Source organism: Streptomyces sp. AC1-42W, from assembly GCF_003248355.1.
In the GTDB taxonomy this organism is placed as follows: Bacteria; Actinomycetota; Actinomycetes; order Streptomycetales; family Streptomycetaceae; genus Streptomyces.
Genome location: NZ_QKWY01000002.1, coordinates 1,552,321 through 1,573,099, shown reverse-complemented (window position 1 = coordinate 1,573,099; position 20,779 = coordinate 1,552,321). Strand labels below are relative to the sequence as shown.

Genomic DNA, 20,779 nt, shown 5'->3' with positions numbered 1-20,779 from the left:
CGGGCGTTGGGCAACCGGAAAGCCGGTGTGCACGAAAGGGGCGCGCGGAGGTGATAGGGCCGCGTTATCACCGGCTGACATCATCCGCGCGGGCTCCGCTTCCCCGAAACTCTCTCCGTACCACTCCCGTCCGAGTCCGATCAGCGGACGGGTTCCCCTGACAGGTAACTGGTAGGAGACCCCCCACATGAGACACCCCAGGACCGTCATGTCGGCCGTGTTCGGCCTCGGCCTCTCGCTCGCCGCCACGCTGGGCACCGCCCCCGCGATCGCCGCGCCGGTGGCCGCCCCCGCCCCGTCCGCCCACCTGGCGTACACGGCGAAGTCCGGTACGCAGGAGAACGCCGCGGGCAACAAGGCGTTCTTCGAGGCGGTCGCGAAGTCGGTGGCGGAGAAGCGGGCGGCCAATCCGAACGCCCTGGCCGTCACGGTCGTCTACAGCGCCGCCAACGCGCCGAGCTTCCGCTCCCAGATATCCAGCAGCGCGTCGATCTGGAACAGCTCGGTCTCCACCGTCCGGCTCCAGGAGGGCTCGAACGCCGACTTCCGGTACTACGAGGGCAGCGACCCGCGCGGCTCCTACGCGAGCACGGACGGCCACGGGCGGGGCTACATCCTCCTGGACTACGCGCAGAACCGGCAGTACAACTCGACCCGCGTCACCGCCCACGAGACCGGCCACGTGCTGGGTCTCCCGGACCACTACTCGGGTCCGTGCAGCGAGCTGATGTCGGGCGGCGGTCCCGGCACGTCCTGCACCAACCCGTACCCGAACGCCGCGGAGCGGAACCGGGTGAACTACCTGTGGCAGTACGGCTTCGCGGCCACGCTGACCAAGACCGCTTCCTGACCGCAGGCTTCCGGGGAGCACGCTTCCCGGAAGCACCGCTCGCACCGATGGGCCGCCTCGCAGGACGAGGCGGCCCATCGCCGTCAGCCGGCGCCGTATTCGGTACGCACCAGGGTCAGGAGTTCGTCCAGGGTCAGGCCGAGGCCGCGCGCCTCGCCGACCGTCTCACGGACCCGTTCGAGGAGGCGGGCCCGGTGCGGGGAGGCTCCGTCGGCGATGGCGGCGCCCCGGCCCCGGCGCAGTTCGATCAGGCCCTCCTCGCGCAGCCGCTGGTAGCCGCGCAGCACGGTGTGGACGTTGACGCCGAGCGATTCGGCCAGGACCCGTGCGGCGGGCAGCCGCTCGCCGGGGGCCGCCGCGCCGTCGGCCACGGCGCGGCGCACACAGGCGGCGATCTGGTCTCCGAGCGGCACGGTGGAGGTGGGATCGACCCGGAAGAGCATCGTCAATGGTCCGTTCGGCGCTGGTCGATCAGGGTGTTGAGGAGCGCCGCGGCGGTCGCCGAGTCGTCCACGGTGACCTCGAAGTCCCGCCCGCCGGCCAGCCGGGCCACGATGCCCTCGCCGGAGCGGATCATGACTCCGGTGCGTCCGGGCCGCACCCGGTAGCCCCAGCCACCGTAGTCGCCGAGCGGCTTCATCTCGCGGCTGGAGGCCGCCTCGATCCGGTCCAGCGGGACCCGGACGCGGGGCCGGGGGAGCAGTCCGGAGACGGTGATTCCGCGCCGGTCCACGGTCACGTGCGGTCGGGCGAAGGCGGCGATCAGCAGCCCGAGCACCAAGGCCGGTACGGCGATCGGCCAGCCCGAGGTGAACACCAGGAGGACGCCGGTCCCGAGGAGCAGGAGCGCGGCGAGCGGCAGCGGCCAGGACCCGGCGCTGCGGGCCCATCCGGCGACCTCCCCGGGGCGCAGCGCGATGCGCGGCCCCTCCCCCCTGCCCTGCGGCCCGTCGTCCCCGGACGCTTCCGGTACGGGCAGCAGCGCGGCCGCGAGGAGGCCGAGCCCGTAGGCGGCCACGCCCACCCCGAGGGCGGCGGCCAGATGCCACAGGGGGAACGTGACGTCCTGGCCCCGGCCCTGCGCGTCCTCGACGGCGTCCACGTTGATCAGCAGCAGGGCGGCCAGGAGGTAGCCGAGGAACCCGGCGATGGCGTAGGTGAAGCCGAGGGTCGTCCGGTGGGACCGCCGGGTGAACGTGCCCAGAGCCACCATCAGCACCGCCAGCAGGCCGATGCCGAGCAGGACCAGCGTGGTGAGGACGACGTACGAGGTCTGGCCGGCGTAGTCGTCGGCCCGGCCGTTGCCCACGAAGTGGCTGGCCAGCTGCTCGGGCAGCCGGTCCCGGCGGGTGGCGAAGAGGAGCAGGTCGGCGGCGAGCGCGAGCAGGAACGGCAGCGCGGCGAGGGCCGCGCGACCGATGGAGTTACGGTTCATCAAAACCTCCATTGTTCGCATGCTAGTAGAACAATGAAGGTAACGGCAACGACGAAGCCGGCTGCGGCGGGGAAGCGCCGTGCCGAACAGGTCCCGCCGGAGCGGTCAGGCGGTTTCGAGCGGGAACGCTCCCCGGTGGCCGGTGCCCGCGCCCTCCGTGGGCCTCGGCTCGAACTCCCGGCAGCTCCAGACCTCCTGGACGAAACCGGTCCGCCGGTCCCACAGTCCGAGCAGGTCCTGCTCCCCGGCCGCGTCCCGGTACGCCTCCTTGGCGCCCCGGAAGCAGGCGAGGCCGCCGGAGAGGCCGCGGGCCCGCTCCGGAGCCGGGAAGTAGTCGGAGAACGCGCAGGCTATGCAGGTCCGCAGGTGGACTCCGGGCGGCAGCTCCCGCTGGATCGTGGCCAGCGCGGAGCCGAAGTCGCTCTCGGCGCGCCGCGACGCGAAGGCCGCCCCGCCGAACCGGAGTTCGAGGTAGAGGTACGGGTCGGGCCTGCGCAGCGACAGCAGGCAGCTGAGGGTCGCCTGGCGCTCCACCCCCTCCGCCAGGACGGGGAACGGCAGATCCCACTCCAGGACGCAGTCCCCCAGCACCCCGTCCGTCAGTGCGAACATCCCGCTCTCCGCCGGGCCCGCCGCCACCGGGCGCAGACCGTCGAAGCTGCCGCCCTCGAAGTCCACGCCCCTGACGCGGAGGCGGAGTTGCTGCCCGTCTGTGGTGAGGATGACGGCGTCGGAGCCCTGTCGGTCCCGGTACCACCCTGCCCACGACTCATCTGTCATGAGCAGGGACTGTAGCCCCTGCCTCCGACACCGGCCCTGCCGCCCTCAGTACGTGCGGCGCGTGACGAACTCCGCGAGGGCCAGCAGGTCCCCCGCCGCCGAGAGGTCCGGGACCGCCCGCGAGAGGTGGTGCACGGCCCGCGCCATCCGGTCCGCCGCGCAGCTCTGCGCCCAGTCCCGGCCGCCGGCCCGGTCCACGGCCTCCGCGGCCCGGCCGACCTCGGCGCGGGTGCTCATCGAGCCCCGGTACAGGGCGGCCAGCTCCGCCGCCGCCGGGCCGCCCGCGGTGAGCGCGGCCACCACCGGCAGCGACTTCTTGTGGGCGCTGAGATCCGCGCCGACCGGCTTCCCGGTCCGCGCCTGGTCGCCCCAGATGCCGATCAGGTCGTCGATCAGCTGGAAGGCGAGCCCGGCCTCCCGGCCGAAGCCGTCCATCGCCCCCACGGCCCGCTCGTCGGCGCCGGCGTAGAGCGCGCCCAGCGCGCAGGCGCAGCCGAGCAGGGCGCCGGTCTTGGCCGTCGCCATGGTGAGGCACTCGTCGAGCGTGACCTGCTCGGGGTCGCGCTCCTCGAAGGCGCAGTCGGCCTGCTGGCCCGCGCACAGCTCGATGACGCAGGTGGAGAGGCGGGCGGCGGCGAGCTGCGACACCGCTCCGCCGTCCTCCGCGAGCAGCCGCTGGGCGAGGGCCAGGATCGCGTCGCCCGCGATGACGGCGTCCGGGACGCCGAACACCGTCCAGGCGGTGGCCCGGTGGCGGCGGGTGTGGTCCTCGTCGATGACGTCGTCGTGGAGCAGGGTGAAGTTGTGGACCAGCTCCACGGCCACGGCCGCCCGTACGGCCTGTTCGGGGTCGCCGCCGAGGGCGCGGGCGGCCGCCAGGACGAGCGCCGGCCGGATCGCCTTGCCCGCGCCGCCCGACGCCGGGCTGCCGTCGGCGTGCTCCCAGCCGAAGTGGTACATCGCGACCCGCCGGATCGAGCCGGGGAGGGAGGCGATCGCCGCCCGCAGATGCGGATCGACGAGGGTCCGGGTGTACTCCAGCAGGGCCGCGGCCTCATTGCCCTCGGTCGCGGCGTCTGTTCGGGTCATGGTCAATCGGTCACCCCTGTCGTTGCTGTGGTGGTGCGCCGGGGCCGGGGGCCCGGACCGCTGCCGGTCCGGGCCCCGTGGCTCACCGCCAGCGGCTGACCTCGACGTTCTCCAGGACACCGAGGGCGTCCGGGACGAGGACCGCCGCGGAGTAGTAGGCCGTCACGAGGTAGGAGATGATCGCCTGCTCGTCGATGCCCATGAAGCGGACCGAGAGACTGGGCTCGATCTCGTCGGGGATGCCCGACTGCTGGAGGCCGACGACGCCCTGCTCGGACTCGCCGGTCCTCATGCAGATGATCGACGTGGTGCGGGCGTCGCTGACCGGGATCTTGTTGCACGGGAAGATCGGCACGCCGCGCCAGGTCGGGATGCGGTGGCCGCCGACGTCGATGCTCTCCGGCACCAGTCCGCGCTTGTTGCACTCGCGGCCGAAGGCGGCGATGGCGCGGGGGTGGGCGAGGAAGAGCTTGGAACCGCGCCGCCGCGAGAGCAGCTCGTCCATGTCGTCGGGGCTGGGCGCCCCGTCGTGCGGCTGGAGGCGCTGGCCGTAGTCGCAGTTGTTGAGCAGGCCGAACTCGCGGTTGTTGATGAGCTCGTGCTCCTGGCGCTCGCGCAGCGCCTCGACCGTGAGCCGCAACTGCTGCTCGGTCTGGTTCATCGGCTGGTTGTACAGGTCCGCGACGCGGCTGTGCACCTTCAGGACGGTCTGGGCGACGCTCAGTTCGTACTCGCGGGGCGCGGCCTCGTAGTCCACGAAGGTGTGCGGGACGACGGCCTCGCCGACATGGCCGGCGGAGAGGTCGATCGCCGCCTCGCCGTACTTGTTGGTGCGCTGCTGCGGGAGGGCGAGCAGGCCGGTGAGGTGGTTGTTGAGCGATTCGGCCCGCTCGGCGAGGTTGAGCACGTCCGCCCGCTGGAGCGTGAGCACCGTGCAGGCGGTGACGGCGCGGGCCGTGTACTCCCAGACGGCGTCGCCCTCGATGAGGGACTGGTCGCCGAAGTAGGCCCCGTCCGCGTGGACCCCGAGGACCGTCTCGTCGCCGTAGGGGCCGCTGCCGACTTTCTCGACCTTGCCGTGCGCCAGCAGGTAGACCCGGTCCGCCGGGTCGCCGGCCGCGGCCAGGACCTCTCCGGCGGGGATCTCGACCTGTTCGCACCTCCGGGCCAGTTCGGCGAGTACTTCCTCGTCCTCGAAGTCCCTCAGCGCCGGGAGCTCGCCCAGCTCGGCGGGGATGACCGCGACCCGGTCGCCGGTCTGCACGAACGTGACGCGACCGTCGCCGACCGCGTAGCTCAGCCGGCGGTTCACCCGGTACGTACCGCCCTGCACCTGGACCCACGGCAGCATCTTCAGCAGCCACCGGGAGGTGATCTCCTGCATCTGCGGAGCGGACTTGGTGGTCGTCGCGAGGTTCCGCGCGGCCGCCGTACCGAGACTCTGCTGCGGCGGCACCTGCGTGTTCTGAACCTCTTCACCAACGGACATCTTTCGCCCTCTCGATCTATCGGCTGACCTGCGGGAAGAACACTTGCAGCACGAGGGCGGGGCGCGCCATTACACAAAAGAGTGTGATTAATCGGCCGTTGGAGTGGGCATCGCGTCGCGCGATGCCCCGTCGACGGCACTCTGATGGCCAGTAACTTGTATGCGTAATGCCAATTAACCTAGCCTGGCATCCATGCGGCTCACCAGGTTCACCGACGTGGCCCTGCGCGTGCTCATGCGCCTCGCCGTCGTGAAGCACGAGGACCCGCCGACCACCCGCGAGGTGGCGGCCACCATGCAGGTGCCGTACTCGCACGCCGCGAAGGTCGTCGCCCGCCTCCAGCACCTCGGCCTGATCGAGGCCCGCCGCGGCCGGGGCGGCGGGCTCACGCTCACCGAGGCCGGCCGGTCCGCGTCGGTCGGTGCCCTGGTCCGCGAGCTGGAGGAGCCCGAGGAGCCGGGCGACGTCGTCGACTGCGAGGGCTCGACGCCGTGTCCGCTGCGCTCGGCCTGCCAGTTGCGCATGGCCCTGCGCCAGGCCCAGGACGCGTTCTACGCCTCGCTGGACCCGCTCACCGTCACACAGCTGACCGCCGGGCCGACCGGCCCCCTCCTCATCAGCCTCAGCAGTCGCCGCCCGTCCGAAAACTGACCCCCGCCGCGAGGGCCCGCCGGACCTGGTCCTACACTGCTCTTAAATGCGCATCCGAGATGCCAATTCAACCTCCGAGGAGTCACCGATGCTCTCCGAGTCGTCGACCGCCACCGTTCGTGCCACCCTGCCCGCCGTAGGCGCGGCCATCGGAGACATCGCCGATCTCTTCTACCGCAAGCTGTTCACCGCCCACCCGGAGCTGCTGCGCGACCTGTTCAACCGGGGCAACCAGGCGTCCGGCGCGCAGCGTCAGGCCCTGGCCGGTTCCATCGCCGCCTTCGCCACGCACCTGGTCGAGCAGCCCGAGACCCGCCCGGACGTGATGCTCAGCCGCATCGCCCACAAGCACGCCTCGCTCGGCATCACCCCCGCCCAGTACGACGTCGTCCACACCCACCTGTTCGCCGCGATAGCCGAGGTCCTCGGCGACGCGGTGACCCCCGAGGTCGCCGCCGCCTGGGACGAGGTCTACTGGCTGATGGCCAACGCCCTGATCGCCATCGAGGAGCGGCTGTACGCGGAGCAGGGCGTCGTCGCCGGTGACGTCTGGCGCGAGTGGGAGGTCGTCTCGCGCTCCGAGGAGACCGACGACGTCGCCCGGTTCCGCATCCGCCCGGCCGACGGCTCCCCGGCTCCCGCCTTCCGCCCCGGCCAGTACGTCTCCGTGCAGGTCGAGCTGGCGGACGGCGCCCACCAGATACGTCAGTACAGCCTCTCCAGCGCCCCCGGCTCGCCGCTCCGCTCCATCACGGTCAAGCGGGTCCACGGCAACGACGCGCCGGACGGCGAGGTCTCCCGCCACCTGCACGCCCAGGTCCGCGCCGGCGACCGCATCCGGGTCTCCGCCCCGTACGGCGACCTCGTGCTGAAGTCCGACGACGCCCCGCTGCTGCTCGCCTCCGCGGGCATCGGCTGCACCCCGATCCTGTCGATGCTGGAGCACCTCGCCGTCTCCGGGCACCGCGCCCCGGTCACCGTCGTGCACGGCGACCGCTCCCCCGCCGACCACGCGCTGCGCACCGACCACATCGCGCTGACCGCCAAGCTCCCCGACGCGGCCGCCCACTTCTGGTACGAGGACCCCGAGGACGGCCACCCCGCCGACCGCACCGGGCTCGTCGACCTGAGCGACGTCGTCATCCCCTCCGGCACCCACGCCTACCTCTGCGGCCCGCTGCCCTTCATGCGCGCGGTGCGCACCCAGCTGCTCGCCAAGGGCGTCCCGGCCTCCGACATCCACTACGAGGTGTTCGGCCCCGACCTGTGGCTGGCCTCCTGAACCGACCCCGCGCGCCGAGGTGACCGGATCGGCTCGCACAGCATCCGAACAGGGCCCCGCTGTCGCTCCGCGACAGGTCGGGGCCCTCGCGGCCGGGTAGGGCTCCATCAGGACACCCTCCCCCCACGCACCGTAAGGAGTCGGCCATGTCCTCACCCATGTCCGCGAGCGCGTTCCTCGCCGCCCTCAGGAAGGAAGGGCTCACCGTCGTCGAGGTGGACGACTGGCGCAGCCACAATCGCGACCACAAGGGCCCCTGGGGCCCCGTCAACGGTGTGATGATCCACCACTCGGCCACCCGCGGCACCGGCGCCACCGTACGGGTCTGCCGCGACGGCCATCCCGATCTGCCGGGCCCCCTGTGCCACGGCGTCATCGCCAAGGACGGCCGGGTCCATCTGGTGGGCTACGGGCGCACCAACCACGCGGGCATGGGCGACGACGACGTGCTGCGCGCGGTGATCGCCGAGAAGAAGCGCCTCCCCCACGACAACGAGGCCAACACCGACGGGAACCGGCACTTCTACGGCTTCGAGTGCGAGAACCTCGGCGACGGCGAGGACCCCTGGCCCGACGAGCAGCTCGAAGCCGTCGAGCGGGTGTCGGCGGCGATCTGCCGGCACCACGGCTGGACCGCCCGGTCCATCATCGGGCACCGCGAGTGGCAGCCCGGCAAGGTGGACCCGCGCGGCTTCTCGATGGACGACCTGCGGGCCCGGGTCCACGACCGCCTCAATTGAAACCTCCCCTCCCTGGCGGGAGAGGATTCCTGGCTCACTCCGCCTGACAGTGAGGATTAGCCATGGCATCGCCCGGGGGTCTGACTCTCCGCCTGACTGACGCTTCGGTTGTCCTTCTGGGGAATCGTCGGCCTGCCGGGCGATGCCGTCTGGCGCGTGGCCGGTCGGGCTTCCGTGACTTCATAGGAGCCCGGCCAAAGGTCCCATCACTGTCTTGTCCGTCTGCCCGACCGGCTCGCGCCCTCCCACCGTTGAGCGTTGGAAGGGCAGCACACACCAGCATGGCAGACGAGATAGCGGTGGTCGGCGGGATCGACACCCACACCGACCTCCACCAGGCAGCGGTCATCGACAGCATTGGCCGGCACCTGGCCACCAAGCGGTTCGAGACCACGCCGGAGGGATACCGGCGGCTGCTGGACTGGCTCCGGTCCCACGGTGAGGTCCTTGCCGTCGGGGTCGAGGGGACCGGTGCCTACGGCGCCGAGATCGCACGCTTCCTCACCGCGAACGGGGTCGCAGTGGTCGAGGTGGACCGGCCGGACCGCAAGGCGAGGCGCGACAACGGCAAATCCGACCCGATCGACGCCTACGGGGCCGCGACCGCGGTCCTCTCCGGCCGGGCCGGAGGAACACCCAAGGCGCGCAACGGGATCGTGGAGGCGATCCGCGCCCTGCGGGTCGTCCGCAAGAGCGCCGTCAAGGCCCGCACCCAGACCATCAACCAGATCCGCACCCTCATCGTCACCGCTCCCTCCGTGGTGCGGGACAAGCTGCGGGGACTGTCCACGCGGGAGCTGATCGACACCCTGGCCCGCTCCCGTCCGGCCGGTGAACTCGACGATCCAGCCTGCGCGGTGAAGACCGTCCTGCGGCGGCTCGCCCGCCGCTACCAGGCGCTGGACGAGGAGATCAAGGACGCGGACAAGGAGATCGGACCGCTGGTCACCAAGGCGGCCCCGAGGCTCATCGCCCTGCCGGGCCTCGGCCCCGAAACCGCCGGCCAGCTGCTGACGAGCGCGGGCGACAACCCCGACCGGCTCCGCTCCGAAGCAGCCTTCGCCCACCTCTGCGGGGCCGCACCGGTCCCGGCCTCCTCCGGCCGCACCAACCGCCACCGCCTCAATCGCGGCGGCGACCGCCAGGCCAACAACGCCCTCCACACCATCGTCCTGGTCCGCATGAAGTACGACCAGCGCACACGGGACTACGTCGCCCGACGCACCGCCGAAGGCATGGTCAAGAAGGACGTCATCCGGTGCCTGAAACGGTTCATCGCCCGCGAGATCTACCGCCACCTACCCCATGTGATCCACACCACCAAACCGCTCCCACAGACCGCTTGACGATCTATAGGAGCTTCCCCTAGCAGGGGGCAGGGCTTACGAGATCAGCACCAGCCGGGGTGAGACCAGCCCGGACGAGCATCACACGGGCGGAGTTCTTGTCCCTGGGAGACACGGTTCCGCACGCGGTGCACGTGTACGTTCGTTCGGAGAGGGGCAGTGCGTGCTTGGTTCTCGCTCCGCACTGTGCGCAATCCATGGTGGTGTGCGCGGGGTGGATCAGGTGCACGGTCCTGCCGTGTTTGCGGGCCTGCTCGATCAGTGCCGTCTTGGTGGCGGCGATCGCGGCGTCGGCGGCCTTGCGGGCCATCGTGGTCTTCGCGAGGAACTTCGGGCGGAAGTCCTCGACGGCGAGCCGGTCAAAGTCACGCACAATGCTCTTGGCCCACTTGCGTGCGGTATCCGTCCGCTGACGGGCGATCCTTTTCTGGAGCTTCGCCGCGGCCTTGCGGGCCTTGCGGTATCCGGTGCTCTCGGACCGGTTCTTCGGTGTCTTCCTGCGGGCCATCATCCGCTGATAGCGGGCAAGTTTCGGCGCGGCTGTCTTCCCGTGCTGGGCGTGCGGGAGGTCGTGGGCGTCGGAGGTGGTGGTCGCGGTCTCCTTCACGCCCCAGTCGATGCCGATCGCCCGGCCGGTAGCGGGCAGCGGGATGGTCTCGGTGGCAACAACGAACGAGCAGTACCAGTGCCCGAGGCTGTCCCGATACACCCGGACCGACGACGGCGCGGACGGAAGATTACGAGACCACACCACACGCAGCACGATCCCGCCCGCCAGGTGCAGATTCCCGTCCCTGATGCGGAATCCGCGGGTGGTGTAGTTCAGCGACGGGGCAGCTTCACGCTTGCGCTTGATCCGGGGCATGCCGACCCGCTGCCGCCGAGGAGCCTTCGCCGCGATGTCCTTCAGCGCCCTCGCACGGGACTTGGCGAAGTCCCGGATGATCTGCTGCTGCGGCACCGAAGCGCCCTCACGTAGCCACGCCATCGACTGCCGGGCCTCGGTCAGCATCCTGTCGAGCTGCGCCGGACCGCACGTGACCTTCTCTCCGGAGCCCCGGTTCAGACCGTGGACCTTCCGGGACATCGCCACGCACTCGTTCCACACCCACCGACAGCGGGCCCACTCGGCCTCAAGACCCGTGAGCGCGGATGACGACACACGGAGTCGGAACGTGTACCGGGCATGCCCGGAAACCTGCCCGTCCACCGCAGCCGTCGTCATGATCCGCAAGCTGACATCCCCCGCTGACAACGGAAGAGAACACAAGTCAAGGCAGATGCGCACAGAGTCCCGCCGCTGTGCAGCACAAGGAGTCGGCCTCTTTTGGAGCGGACGAGAGACCGGTGGCGTTTCCACCCCCTCCACATCAGGAAGCCCACGCGGACCGGCCACCCAGCACGCCGTGGGCTCTCTCCGCCGTCTTGCGGTCATCGCACCATTGCTGCACGGTCACCGACGCTTCCTGTTCGCGTGCGGATGCCGCCGGATCTCCACGCTCGCGTCCGTCGCCGCCGAGTAGTCGCCCCGGCTTCCGGCTTCCCGCCGCTGGACATCCAGCGCCTGACACACATCGCACCCTTCCACCGGCTGCGAAGGCTCCGGGAAGGACATGAGATGCACGGGCGGGCTCATCGCTGTGGCTGAGGTCTTCATGGAAGTGATGCTCCATGCCCCCGAAGGACGTATCCCTCCCCGAATCAGGGACAGTTGTACCGTTCAGCACTACGGTTCAAGAACGCCCAAATGTCGCAGGGGGAAGTCTTGAACGCCGCTCTACGATCAGCTATGGAAGACGCCAAGCTCACGCCCCGGAAACTTGCCACCCGCATCGGTGTGGCGCCCAAGACGGTGGAACGGTGGCTGGCCGACGCCGAGCTGTTACCGCATGCGAGAAACCGCGTCGACGCGTGCCGCGCGCTGAAGGTGGATGAAGACATGATCTGGCCCAAGGCTGTTCAGGAACGGGTGAAGACCGGTCATGACCGTGAGTTGGTCCATGCCTACCCGTACCGGTCCGCCTGTCCCTCGACCGCGTGGGGCGAACTGATCTCAGGAGCCTCCACGGACCTCCTGTTCGCGGGATACACGAACTACTTCGTCTGGCTGGAGCAACCGACGTTCACCGAGACACTGCGCCGGAAGATCACTGCGGGGTGCCGGGTGCGCTTTCTCCTGGGTGATCCCGACGGGGAGGTGACCCGGCAGCGTGAGGCCATCGAAGACGTGGCGCTGAGCGTCAGCACCCGCATCCGGATCAGTCTGGAGCACCTGGGACGCCTCGGCTCCCTGGAAGGGCTTGAGACGCGCTTCAGCAGCCCTGCGGACGCCGTGAACCATGTGTCCCTGTCCGTGTTCAAGTTCGATCATGACGCCCTCGTGACCCCCCACCTGGCTCGGCTCGTCGGCCATGACTCGCCCCTCATGCACCTGCGCCGCCAGGGAGACAACGGGATGTTCGACCGGTTCGCGGAGCACGCCGAGGAGCTGTGGGACCGGGGCGTACCACAGACACCGTGACGGCGCGAAGACAATGGGAGGGTGAACCTGCCCGTAGACCCCGCCCTCGCGTTCCGGCCCCGGCCCCCCTCGCCCCTGGAAGAGGCGCGTGACAGCCGGTTCGCACGCCGGGGCGTCCGGCTGCTGCTCAAGCGCGACGACCTGATCCACTCCGCGCCGGACTGGGATACCGATGCGTTTGGACCAGCGGAGCTGTACCCTCCGGGCAACAAGTGGCGCAAACTCGCGCCCAATCTGGGGGCCGCCGCCGGGCGCCCGGTGCTGACCTTCGGCGGCGCGTACTCCAACCATCTGCGGGCCACCGCCGCCGCGGGCCGGCTCCTCGGATTCGGCACCATCGGTGTCGTACGCGGTGACGAGCTGGCGCACCGGCCCCTCAACCCCTCGCTCGCCCGGTGCGCGGCGGACGGCATGCGGCTGCACTTCGTGGACCGGGCGACGTACCGCGCCAAGACCGACCCGGCGGTCCTGGCCGGGCTGCTCGACGTGTACGGCGACTGCGCGGTCGTCCCGGAGGGCGGCAGCAACGCCCTCGCGGCCCGGGGCTGCGCCGCGCTCGGGCGGGAGCTGCGGGGCGCGGCCGACGTGGTGGCGGTGGCCTGCGGGACCGGCGGCACGCTGGCCGGGCTGGCCGCGGGACTGGCGCCGGGGCAGCGCGCCCTCGGCGTCCCGGTGCTGCGCGGCGGCTTCCTGGGCGAGGCGGTACGGGAGCTCCAGCGGGAGGCGTTCGGCGGTCCGGCGGGCGACTGGTGGCTGGACGAGCGGTTCCACTTCGGCGGCTACGCCCGTACGACCCCGGCCCTGCACGCCTTCGCACAGGACTTCGAGGACCGCCACGGGCTGCCCGTGGAGCGACTGTATGTGGCCAAAATGCTGTACGCGCTCACCGAGCTGGTGGCGGAGGGCGCCTTCCCCGCCGGCAGCGCGGTCGCGGCCGTGATCACCGGCCGCCCCGACGAGGCGGACACCCCCTAGCCCGACTCCTCGCGGTAGGCCGCCGCCTCCTCCAGGTCCAGGCGGCGCAGCAGGGTCCGCATCATCTCGTCGTCGATCCTGCGCTCGTCCCGCAGCCGTACGAAGACCTCGCGCTCGGCCTCGATCATCTCGCCGGACAGTCGCCGGTAGGTGTCGTCGGCCGACTCGCCGGTGACCGGGTCGGCCGCGCCGAGCCGCTCCCACACCGCGTTGCGGCGGCGTTCCAGCACGGTGCGCAGCCGGTCGGCCAGCGGCTGGGGCAGCCGGTTGCGCTCGTCGGCGAGGAGGTCGTCCAGCCGGGCCTCGGCGGCCGCCGACGCCTCGCTCTGGGCCTGCGCCTCGGCCAGGGTCTCGGCCTGCCGGTCGCGGCCGGGCAGCCGCAGCACCCGTACCAGGACCGGCAGCGTGAGCCCCTGCACCACCAGGGTGCCGATGACGGTGGTGAACGTCAGGAACAGGACGAGGTTGCGGGCCGGGAACGCGGCTCCGTCGGCCGTGACGAGCGGGATGGAGAAGGCGATGGCGAGCGAGACGACGCCGCGCATCCCGGCCCAGCCGACGATGAGCGGCGAGGTCCAGTCCGTGCCGGGCTCCCGTTCCCTGACGCGCCGCGAGAGCCACCGGGGCAGATAGGTCGCCGGGTAGACCCAGACGAACCGGACCACGACGACGGCGAGGAAGACCAGCACCGCGTACCCGAAGGCGTCCGCCACCGAGGAGGCGCCGAGCCCCTTGAGGACGAATGGCAGCTGGAGGCCGATCAGGGCGAACACCGCGGACTCCAGGACGAAGGCGACCATCTTCCGGACGGCGGCCTCCTGGAGCCGGGTGGCGAAGTCCACCTGCCAGGAGCGGTGGCCCAGGTACAGCGCGACGACGACCACGGCGAGCACCCCCGAGGCGTGGACCCGCTCGGCCGCCGCGTACGCCACGAAGGGGATCAGGAGCGACAGCGTGTTCTGGAGCAGCGCCTCCTCGAGATGGGTGCGCAGCCAGTGCAGCGGGACCATCAGCAGCAGGCCGACCCCGACCCCGCCGACCGCGGCCAGCAGGAATTCGGTGATCCCCGCGCCCCAGCTCACGCCCTCGCCCACGGCGGCGGCCAGCGCCACCTTGAACGCGGTGATCGCGGTGGCGTCGTTCACCAGGGACTCGCCCTGCAGGATCGTCGTGACGCGCGCGGGCAGGCCCACCCGGCGGGCGATCGCGGCGGCGGTGACCGCGTCCGGCGGGGCGATCACGGCGCCCAGCACCAGCGCGGCGGTCAGCGGCAGACCGGGCACCAGCAGGTGGGCCAGCCATCCGACCACGACGGTGGCGAACAGCACGTAGCCCACCGACAGCAGGGCCACCGGCCGCAGGTTGGCCCGCAGGTCGAGGTAGGAGCTGTCCACGGCTGCGGTGTGGAGCAGGGGCGGCAGCAGCAGCGGGAGCACGATGTGCGCGTCCAGGGTGTACGCCGGCACCCCCGGCACGTACGAGGCGATCAGCCCGGCGGCCACCAGCAGCAGGGGTGCCGGGACCGGGGTGCGGCGGGCCGGACCGGCCGTCGCGGCGCTGCCCGCGACCAGCGCCACCAGGGGCAATGCGTCCATCCCGCGATCCTCGCATCCGTCGTAACCTGGCCACATGAGTGTGTGCCCGCATGTCCCGGACCTGCCGCGCCCCGAACCCGAGCCGCTCGGTGCCACCTGCCCCGAGTGCCTGGCGGCCGGCACCCACCCGGTGCAGTTGCGGATGTGTCTGAGCTGCGGCCACGTCGGCTGCTGCGACTCGTCGCCGGGACGGCATGCGACCGGCCACTTCGAGCAGACCGGCCACCCGGTGATGCGGAGCTTCGAGCCCGGCGAGAAGTGGCGATGGTGCTTTGTCGACGGTTCGATCGTCTGAGGTCCGGGTACGTCAAACCGGCGTCGGGTGTTCGCAATTGGGCGACGCAGACCTCTAGCCACTGTGTGTACTCATGGACCTACCATGAGTGACGTCCACGGGGAGGGGTTCCTGCGACACGGCATCATGGATCGCGATAGCGTCGCCGGACTGGAACCGAAGACGTACCGCATGGCTCCGGGCGTTCTTCCCGGAACCTCGAATGAGTTTGTGCCACCTTGGAGGTGAGGGTGTCCCAGATCGCAGGCGAGCCCGGCAATCAGGACTTCGTGGAGGTCCGGCTGCCCGCTGCGGGTGCCTACCTGTCGGTGCTGCGCACGGCCACGGCCGGTCTCGCAGCACGTTTGGACTTCACTCTCGACGAGATCGAGGACCTTCGCATCGCGGTGGACGAGGCGTGCGCGATCCTGCTCCAGCAGGCCGTGCCGGGCTCCGTCCTCAGCTGCGTGTTCCGTCTCATCGACGATTCACTCGAGGTGACGGTCGCGGCCCCCACCACGGACGGCCGCGCCCCGGAGCGCGACACCTTCGCCTGGACGGTGCTCTCCGCACTGGCCGGGAAGGTCGACTCCTCGGTCGCCGACGACCGTACGGTCAGCATCAGCCTGTACAAACAGCGCGGCGCGGGACCAGGGCCGGCGTGAGCGACGGAAACGGGGACGGTCCTGTGCGGGACGAGACGATCCGACCAGGGGTGGTGCGCGCGGCGGGCATCCCGGACCAGCAGGCACTGCCTCATCCGGTGGACGGGGACGACCTGCCCCGTGCGTTGGGCGGGGTGGACGTGCCGGCCGGCACTACGGTCGCGGTGGAGCAGTCGCAGGCGGAGCGGGCAGGCCAGATGAGCGAGCACGGGCACCACGATCCGAACGACCGCAGCGGTGCGCGGGCGTTGTTCGTCGAGCTGCGCGCGCTGCCCGACGGCTCGCCGGAGCGGGCCGAGCTGCGCAACCGGCTGGTGCGGATGCATCTGCCGCTGGTGGAGCACCTGGCCCGGCGCTTCCGCAACCGCGGGGAGCCGCTGGACGACCTGACCCAGGTCGCCACCATCGGGCTGATCAAGTCCGTCGACCGGTTCGACCCGGAGCGGGGCGTCGAGTTCTCGACGTACGCGACGCCCACGGTCGTCGGGGAGATCAAGCGCCACTTCCGCGACAAGGGCTGGGCGGTGCGGGTGCCGCGCCGCCTCCAGGAGCTGCGGCTCTCGCTGACCTCGGCGACCGCCGAGCTGTCCCAGCTGCACGGCCGCTCGCCCACCGTGCACGAGCTGGCGGAGCGGCTGGGGATCTCCGAGGAGGAGGTCCTGGAGGGGCTGGAGTCGGCCAACGCGTACAGCACGCTCTCGCTGGACGTGCCGGACACGGACGACGAGTCGCCGGCCGTGGCGGACACCCTGGGCTCCGAGGACGAGGCGCTGGAGGGCGTCGAGTACCGGGAGTCGCTGAAGCCGCTCCTGGAGGATCTGCCGCCCCGCGAGAAGCGCATCCTGCTGCTGCGGTTCTTCGGCAACATGACCCAGTCGCAGATCGCGCAGGAGGTCGGCATCTCGCAGATGCACGTCTCGCGGCTGCTGGCCCGCACGCTGGCGCAGCTGCGCGAGCGGCTGCTGGTCGAGGAGTAGGGCGCGGCCCTGCCGTACGTACGCGAAGGAGGCCGCCGGGGACGTCCCCGGCGGCCTCCGCCGCGCAGCGGGCCGGGTCAGTCCGTCTCGGGCGCGGAGCCCGGCCTGCGGATGCCCAGGGCCTCGACGGTGGCCGGCCTCGCCAGCTGGTAGAGCGCGGTCAGCGCGAGCGCCGCGAGCACGATCCCGGCCGGGATGAGCAGGTCGTGGGAGCGCAGCAGGGTCCAGGCCACCGGCAGCGCGATGATCTGCGTGATGAGCGCGGGGCCCCGGCTCCAGCTGCGCCGCAGCAGCAGTCCGCGCGCGGCGAAGAGCGGGATCAGGCCGAGGGCGATCACGGTCAGACCGCCCATCTCCGCCTGCTGGGGGCTGTCGGGGCGGCCCAGCAGCCCCATCACCAGCATGTAGATCCCGCCGGCGACGAGGGCGGCGCCCTCCAGGGCGTTCACCCCGGCCACCAGCGTGATCCTGACGGGCTTCGCCGGGTCCGCCGAGGGGGCCGGGGAGGGCGCGTTCTGCTGAGTACTCACCCTTGCAGGTTGGCATCCCGGCGCCCGGAAGGGAAAGCCGGGGTCGGCGCGCCGCCGCCCCGCTCCCGAGCCGTCACCGAGCGTGAGGGTGTGCGGGAAGGACTTCAGGGCGGTACCCCGTGGTAGGTAGGCTGGCAGTCATGCGCGCACTTCTCGTGGTCAACCCGGCAGCCACCACCACCAGTGCGCGGACCCGTGATGTGCTGATCCACGCGCTGGCCAGTGAGATGAAGCTGGAGGCCGTGTCCACGGAGTACCGGGGGCACGCCCGCGATCTGGGCCGGCGGGCCGCCGACAGCGACGACATCGATCTGGTGGTGGCGCTCGGCGGCGACGGCACGGTCAACGAGGTGGTCAACGGCCTGCTGCACCGGGGCCCGGACCTCGACCGGCTGCCGAGGCTGGCCGTGGTGCCCGGCGGCTCCACCAATGTGTTCGCGCGCGCCCTGGGGCTCCCGAACGACGCGGTGGAGGCGACCGGCGCCATTCTGGACGCCCTGGCGAACCGGACCGAACGTACGGTGGGCCTGGGCCTGGCGGGTGGTACGCCGGGCACGGAGGACGAATCCGTGCCGGAGCGCTGGTTCACCTTCTGCGCCGGCCTCGGTTTCGACGCGGGAGTGATCGGCCGGGTCGAACAGCAGCGGGAGCGCGGCAAGCGTTCGACGCACGCGCTCTACGTCCGGCAGGTCGTCCGGCAATTCCTGGACGAGCCGCACCGCAGACAGGGCGTCATAACGCTCGACGTGCCCGGTGAGGAACCGGTCACCGATCTCGCGCTTTCCATAATCTGCAACACGGCCCCCTGGACGTACCTGGGGAACCGGCCGATCTACGCGGCCCCGCAGGCGTCCTTCGACACCGCTCTCGACGTGCTTGGCCTGCGGAAACTCTCCACTCCCGCGGTCAGCCGCTACGCCACCCAGCTGCTCACGTCGAGCCCCGAGAAGGGCCCTCGCGGCAAGCACGCGGTATCCCGGCACGACCTGACGGACTTCACCTTGCATTCCAAGGTGCCACTGCCTTTCCAGATGGACGGTGACCACCTCGGAGTGCGTACGAGTGTGACGTTCACAGGCGTACGCCGTGCACTGCGTGTGATTGTGTGAGTGGAAGGGACCAAAGTCCTTTAACTCGAACGTTTGGACTGGCTTCCACCCTCTAGAAGTACGGCTGTGACCTAGCCGACACCGAGGAATCAAAAAAAACTTTCCAGAAGGGGTTGTATCCGTCGCCGAGGTTTGCGAATCTCTACATGGCGATCGGGACGGCCCGCAACAACGGCCTCCACTGAGAGCCAGAACCCCTCCTCACTTCACAGGACCACAACCAGTCCTTCTGGTCGTCGGCCCTACACCTGCGGGGGGATTCGTGAAAGCGTTCACATTCACAAGCCACAGTACGTAATACCAAGGAGAGGTAGCAGCCATGGACTGGCGTCACAACGCCGTTTGTCGTGAGGAAGACCCGGAGCTGTTCTTCCCCATCGGCAACACCGGTCCTGCGCTGCTGCAGATCGAGGAAGCCAAGGCCGTCTGCCGTCGCTGCCCCGTCATGGAGCAGTGCCTGCAGTGGGCGCTCGAGTCCGGCCAGGACTCCGGCGTCTGGGGTGGCCTCAGCGAGGACGAGCGCCGCGCAATGAAGCGCCGCGCCGCTCGCAACCGGGCGCGCAACGCCAGCGCCTGACCGACGCCACCGCTACGAACCTCAGCCAGGCGGTGCGTGTGCCTGACGGCATCACTCCGTAGACAGCACGTACGCACCACCCAGCCCCCCGAGTCGCAGCGCGCAGTACCCCCGAAGCGCACGTTTGACCAGAGAGCCCGGACCGTCACCGACGGTCCGGGCTCTCTGCCGTGCGCGGCGGGCCGCTACTTCTCGTTGCGGACGGGGATGTCGAGGACGACCTGCGTACCGCGCTCCGGCGCCGGGACCATGCCGAACGAGCCGCCCAGCTCGCCCTCGACCAGCGTGCGGACGATCTGGAGGCCGAGGTTGCCGGCGTGCTGCGGGTCGAACCCCTCGGGCAGTCCGCAGCCGTCGTCCTGGACGGTGATCAGCAGCCGTCCCTCGGTGGGCGAGCCGCCCCGTACGGCGGAGACCTCCACCGTGCCCGACTCGGCGACGGAGAAGGCGTGTTCCAGGGCGTTCTGCAGCACCTCGGTGAGGACCATCGCCAGCGGGGTGGCCACCTCGGCGTCGAGCACCCCGAAGCGTCCGGTGCGGCGGCAGGTGACCTTGCCCGGCGAGATCTCGGCGACCATCGCGAGGACCCGGTCCGCGATCTCGTCGAACTCCACCCGCTCGTCCAGATTCTGGGACAGCGTCTCATGGACGATGGCGATCGAACCGACGCGCCGGACCGCCTCGTTGAGCGCCTCGCGGCCCTGCGGCGAGTCCATCCGGCGGGCCTGGAGCCGCAACAGGGCGGCGACCGTCTGGAGGTTGTTCTTCACCCGGTGGTGGATCTCCCGGATGGTGGCGTCCTTGGTGATCAACTCGCGCTCGCGGCGGCGCAGTTCGGTCACGTCCCGGAGGAGGACCAGAGACCCGATGCGGACGCCCTTCGGCTTGAGCGGGATCGCGCGGAGCTGGATCACCCCGCCCGAGCACTCCACCTCGAACTCACGGGGCGCGTAACCGCTGGCCAGTTTGACCAGGGCCTCGTCCACCGGCCCCCGGGACGGGGCGAGTTCGGCGGTGATCTGGCCCAGGTGCTGGCCGACCAGATCGGAGGCGAGGCCGAGGCGGTGGTAGGCGGAGAGGCCGTTGGGGCTGGCGTAGTGCACCACGCCGTCGGCGTCCAGCCGGATCAGGCCGTCACCGACGCGCGGCGATGCGTCCATGTCCACCTGCTGGCCGGGGAAGGGGAAGGCCCCGGCGGCGATCATCTGCGCCAGGTCGGACGCGGACTGGAGGTAGGTCAGCTCCAGCCGCGAAGGGGTGCGGACGGTGAGCAGGTTGGTGTTGCGCGCGATGACGCCGAGCACCCGGCCCTCCCGGCGCACCGGGATCGACTCGACCCGGACCGGGACCTCCTCGCGCCACTCCGGGTCCCCCTCCCGCACGATGCGGCCCTCGTCCAGGGCGGCGTCGAGCAGCGGGCGCCGGCCGCGCGGCACCAGATGGCCGACCATGTCGTCCTGGTAGGAGGTGGGGCCGGTGTTGGGCCGCATCTGGGCGACGGACACGTAGCGGGTGCCGTCGCGGGTGGGGACCCACAGCACCAGGTCGGCGAAGGAGAGGTCGGAGAGCAGCTGCCACTCCGAGACCAGCAGATGGAGCCACTCGAGGTCGGTGTCGCTCAGGGCGGTGTGCTGGCGTACGAGGTCGTTCATGGAGGGCACGTGTGCGAGCGTACCCGTGGACGCGTGCCGTTCCGAACCGGAAACCCTGCCCGTACGCGCAGGGAAGAAGGGCCCGTATCGCCGTGTCCTGCGGATGGACAGGGGCTATTGGTCTAGTCCACAATGATGACTGTACGAACCTCCGCTCTCCCCGCACAGGAGAGCGGACCGAGGTGCCGCGCCTTCTGCCCTGACTGCGCCGGCGCCTCCCCCCCGGCCGGGGGCACCGCAC

At 70.9% G+C, this 20,779-nt stretch carries 21 protein-coding genes; 12 read left to right on the top strand and 9 right to left on the bottom strand.

Annotation, left to right across the window (positions count from 1 at the left end; all coding sequences use genetic code 11):
* The first annotated feature begins 187 nt into the window (after positions 1 to 187).
* Complete coding sequence (snpA, locus tag DNK56_RS25125; protein ID WP_446750400.1) at positions 188 to 850, top strand: snapalysin; 663 nt, start codon at positions 188 to 190, stop codon at positions 848 to 850.
* Between the two features lie 83 nt (positions 851 to 933).
* Here the strand turns inward: snpA and DNK56_RS25120 are convergent, their stop codons facing one another.
* The 5 genes from DNK56_RS25120 to DNK56_RS25100 all read right to left on the bottom strand — a co-directional run bounded on the left by DNK56_RS25120 (position 934) and on the right by DNK56_RS25100 (position 5,643).
* The gene (locus DNK56_RS25120; protein WP_111338107.1) at positions 934 to 1,293 is read right to left on the bottom strand and encodes a GntR family transcriptional regulator; all 360 of its coding nucleotides are present in this window, start codon (positions 1,291 to 1,293) and stop codon (positions 934 to 936) included.
* A 2-nt stretch (positions 1,294 to 1,295) separates the two neighbouring features.
* Positions 1,296 to 2,285 (bottom strand): DUF1648 domain-containing protein, encoded by a 990-nt coding sequence (locus DNK56_RS25115; RefSeq protein ID WP_111338106.1) that lies wholly within the window; start codon positions 2,283 to 2,285, stop codon positions 1,296 to 1,298.
* Between the two features lie 105 nt (positions 2,286 to 2,390).
* Complete coding sequence (locus DNK56_RS25110) at positions 2,391 to 3,065, bottom strand: DUF6304 family protein (RefSeq protein ID WP_111338105.1); 675 nt, start codon at positions 3,063 to 3,065, stop codon at positions 2,391 to 2,393.
* Between the two features lie 45 nt (positions 3,066 to 3,110).
* Positions 3,111 to 4,154, bottom strand: coding sequence for a family 2 encapsulin nanocompartment cargo protein polyprenyl transferase (locus DNK56_RS25105; protein ID WP_111338104.1), 1,044 nt, complete (start codon positions 4,152 to 4,154; stop codon positions 3,111 to 3,113).
* An 82-nt stretch (positions 4,155 to 4,236) separates the two neighbouring features.
* On the bottom strand, positions 4,237 to 5,643 hold the full coding sequence (locus tag DNK56_RS25100; RefSeq protein WP_111338103.1) for a family 2B encapsulin nanocompartment shell protein: 1,407 nt from the start codon (positions 5,641 to 5,643) through the stop codon (positions 4,237 to 4,239).
* Positions 5,644 to 5,836: 193 nt separating this feature from the next.
* On the opposite strand from DNK56_RS25100, the gene DNK56_RS25095 reads away from it, so the two are divergent.
* The 4 genes from DNK56_RS25095 (at position 5,837) to DNK56_RS25080 (ending at position 9,663) form a co-directional block, all read left to right on the top strand.
* Positions 5,837 to 6,295: an RrF2 family transcriptional regulator gene (locus DNK56_RS25095; RefSeq protein ID WP_111338102.1), complete on the top strand. Its 459-nt coding sequence runs from the start codon at positions 5,837 to 5,839 to the stop codon at positions 6,293 to 6,295.
* An 88-nt stretch (positions 6,296 to 6,383) separates the two neighbouring features.
* Complete coding sequence (locus tag DNK56_RS25090; protein WP_111338101.1) at positions 6,384 to 7,577, top strand: globin domain-containing protein; 1,194 nt, start codon at positions 6,384 to 6,386, stop codon at positions 7,575 to 7,577.
* 146 nt (positions 7,578 to 7,723) lie between these two features.
* On the top strand, positions 7,724 to 8,317 hold the full coding sequence (locus DNK56_RS25085; RefSeq protein ID WP_111338100.1) for an N-acetylmuramoyl-L-alanine amidase: 594 nt from the start codon (positions 7,724 to 7,726) through the stop codon (positions 8,315 to 8,317).
* Positions 8,318 to 8,598: 281 nt separating this feature from the next.
* On the top strand, positions 8,599 to 9,663 hold the full coding sequence (locus DNK56_RS25080; RefSeq protein ID WP_111338099.1) for an IS110 family transposase: 1,065 nt from the start codon (positions 8,599 to 8,601) through the stop codon (positions 9,661 to 9,663).
* 19 nt (positions 9,664 to 9,682) lie between these two features.
* On the opposite strand, the gene DNK56_RS25075 is transcribed toward DNK56_RS25080, so the two are convergent.
* On the bottom strand, positions 9,683 to 10,888 hold the full coding sequence (locus DNK56_RS25075) for an RNA-guided endonuclease InsQ/TnpB family protein (RefSeq protein WP_111339572.1): 1,206 nt from the start codon (positions 10,886 to 10,888) through the stop codon (positions 9,683 to 9,685).
* A gap of 564 nt (positions 10,889 to 11,452) precedes the next feature.
* Here DNK56_RS25075 and DNK56_RS25065 point away from each other — a divergent pair.
* Together DNK56_RS25065 and DNK56_RS25060 are read left to right on the top strand one after the other, a co-directional pair.
* A complete protein-coding gene (locus DNK56_RS25065) occupies positions 11,453 to 12,184 on the top strand; it encodes an XRE family transcriptional regulator (RefSeq protein ID WP_199563628.1) in 732 nt (243 codons plus the stop codon).
* Positions 12,185 to 12,205: 21 nt separating this feature from the next.
* Positions 12,206 to 13,159, top strand: coding sequence for a 1-aminocyclopropane-1-carboxylate deaminase/D-cysteine desulfhydrase (locus tag DNK56_RS25060; RefSeq protein WP_241990075.1), 954 nt, complete (start codon positions 12,206 to 12,208; stop codon positions 13,157 to 13,159).
* Here DNK56_RS25060 and DNK56_RS25055 read toward each other — a convergent pair.
* A complete protein-coding gene (locus DNK56_RS25055; protein WP_111338097.1) occupies positions 13,156 to 14,754 on the bottom strand; it encodes a Na+/H+ antiporter in 1,599 nt (532 codons plus the stop codon). The genes DNK56_RS25060 and DNK56_RS25055 overlap by 4 nt on opposite strands.
* Positions 14,755 to 14,788: 34 nt before the next feature.
* Here DNK56_RS25055 and DNK56_RS25050 point away from each other — a divergent pair, with 34 nt between their 5' ends.
* The 3 genes from DNK56_RS25050 (at position 14,789) to DNK56_RS25040 (ending at position 16,670) form a co-directional block, all read left to right on the top strand.
* Positions 14,789 to 15,049, top strand: a complete 261-nt coding sequence (locus DNK56_RS25050; RefSeq protein WP_111338096.1) for a UBP-type zinc finger domain-containing protein — start codon at positions 14,789 to 14,791, stop codon at positions 15,047 to 15,049.
* Positions 15,050 to 15,279: 230 nt separating this feature from the next.
* Positions 15,280 to 15,693, top strand: a complete 414-nt coding sequence (locus DNK56_RS25045) for an anti-sigma regulatory factor (protein WP_018105584.1) — start codon at positions 15,280 to 15,282, stop codon at positions 15,691 to 15,693.
* On the top strand, positions 15,690 to 16,670 hold the full coding sequence (locus DNK56_RS25040; protein ID WP_446750401.1) for an RNA polymerase sigma factor SigF: 981 nt from the start codon (positions 15,690 to 15,692) through the stop codon (positions 16,668 to 16,670). Before DNK56_RS25045 ends, DNK56_RS25040 begins: the two co-directional genes overlap by 4 nt.
* 77 nt (positions 16,671 to 16,747) lie before the next feature.
* On the opposite strand, the gene DNK56_RS25035 is transcribed toward DNK56_RS25040, so the two are convergent.
* Positions 16,748 to 17,200: a hypothetical protein gene (locus DNK56_RS25035; protein WP_446750402.1), complete on the bottom strand. Its 453-nt coding sequence runs from the start codon at positions 17,198 to 17,200 to the stop codon at positions 16,748 to 16,750.
* A gap of 140 nt (positions 17,201 to 17,340) precedes the next feature.
* Between DNK56_RS25035 and DNK56_RS25030 the strand changes: the two genes are divergently transcribed.
* Positions 17,341 to 18,309, top strand: a complete 969-nt coding sequence (locus DNK56_RS25030; protein ID WP_111338093.1) for a diacylglycerol/lipid kinase family protein — start codon at positions 17,341 to 17,343, stop codon at positions 18,307 to 18,309.
* A gap of 319 nt (positions 18,310 to 18,628) precedes the next feature.
* Positions 18,629 to 18,886: a WhiB family transcriptional regulator gene (locus tag DNK56_RS25025; protein WP_003953983.1), complete on the top strand. Its 258-nt coding sequence runs from the start codon at positions 18,629 to 18,631 to the stop codon at positions 18,884 to 18,886.
* A gap of 185 nt (positions 18,887 to 19,071) precedes the next feature.
* Here DNK56_RS25025 and DNK56_RS25020 read toward each other — a convergent pair whose 3' ends face one another.
* The gene (locus DNK56_RS25020) at positions 19,072 to 20,538 is read right to left on the bottom strand and encodes a sensor histidine kinase (RefSeq protein WP_111338092.1); all 1,467 of its coding nucleotides are present in this window, start codon (positions 20,536 to 20,538) and stop codon (positions 19,072 to 19,074) included.
* Positions 20,539 to 20,779 lie beyond the last annotated feature (241 nt).

What these genes read in the sequence shown, in the direction of transcription:
- snpA (WP_446750400.1), top strand. Translation starts at nt 188, where the DNA reads ATGAGACACCCCAGGACCGTCATGTCGGCCGTGTTCGGCCTCGGCCTC.
- DNK56_RS25120 (WP_111338107.1), bottom strand. Translation starts at nt 1,293, where the DNA reads ATGCTCTTCCGGGTCGATCCCACCTCCACCGTGCCGCTCGGAGACCAG.
- DNK56_RS25115 (WP_111338106.1), bottom strand. Translation starts at nt 2,285, where the DNA reads ATGAACCGTAACTCCATCGGTCGCGCGGCCCTCGCCGCGCTGCCGTTC.
- DNK56_RS25110 (WP_111338105.1), bottom strand. Translation starts at nt 3,065, where the DNA reads ATGACAGATGAGTCGTGGGCAGGGTGGTACCGGGACCGACAGGGCTCC.
- DNK56_RS25105 (WP_111338104.1), bottom strand. Translation starts at nt 4,154, where the DNA reads ATGACCCGAACAGACGCCGCGACCGAGGGCAATGAGGCCGCGGCCCTG.
- DNK56_RS25100 (WP_111338103.1), bottom strand. Translation starts at nt 5,643, where the DNA reads ATGTCCGTTGGTGAAGAGGTTCAGAACACGCAGGTGCCGCCGCAGCAG.
- DNK56_RS25095 (WP_111338102.1), top strand. Translation starts at nt 5,837, where the DNA reads ATGCGGCTCACCAGGTTCACCGACGTGGCCCTGCGCGTGCTCATGCGC.
- DNK56_RS25090 (WP_111338101.1), top strand. Translation starts at nt 6,384, where the DNA reads ATGCTCTCCGAGTCGTCGACCGCCACCGTTCGTGCCACCCTGCCCGCC.
- DNK56_RS25085 (WP_111338100.1), top strand. Translation starts at nt 7,724, where the DNA reads ATGTCCTCACCCATGTCCGCGAGCGCGTTCCTCGCCGCCCTCAGGAAG.
- DNK56_RS25080 (WP_111338099.1), top strand. Translation starts at nt 8,599, where the DNA reads ATGGCAGACGAGATAGCGGTGGTCGGCGGGATCGACACCCACACCGAC.
- DNK56_RS25075 (WP_111339572.1), bottom strand. Translation starts at nt 10,888, where the DNA reads ATGACGACGGCTGCGGTGGACGGGCAGGTTTCCGGGCATGCCCGGTAC.
- DNK56_RS25065 (WP_199563628.1), top strand. Translation starts at nt 11,453, where the DNA reads ATGGAAGACGCCAAGCTCACGCCCCGGAAACTTGCCACCCGCATCGGT.
- DNK56_RS25055 (WP_111338097.1), bottom strand. Translation starts at nt 14,754, where the DNA reads ATGGACGCATTGCCCCTGGTGGCGCTGGTCGCGGGCAGCGCCGCGACG.
- DNK56_RS25050 (WP_111338096.1), top strand. Translation starts at nt 14,789, where the DNA reads ATGAGTGTGTGCCCGCATGTCCCGGACCTGCCGCGCCCCGAACCCGAG.
- DNK56_RS25030 (WP_111338093.1), top strand. Translation starts at nt 17,341, where the DNA reads ATGCGCGCACTTCTCGTGGTCAACCCGGCAGCCACCACCACCAGTGCG.
- DNK56_RS25025 (WP_003953983.1), top strand. Translation starts at nt 18,629, where the DNA reads ATGGACTGGCGTCACAACGCCGTTTGTCGTGAGGAAGACCCGGAGCTG.
- DNK56_RS25020 (WP_111338092.1), bottom strand. Translation starts at nt 20,538, where the DNA reads ATGAACGACCTCGTACGCCAGCACACCGCCCTGAGCGACACCGACCTC.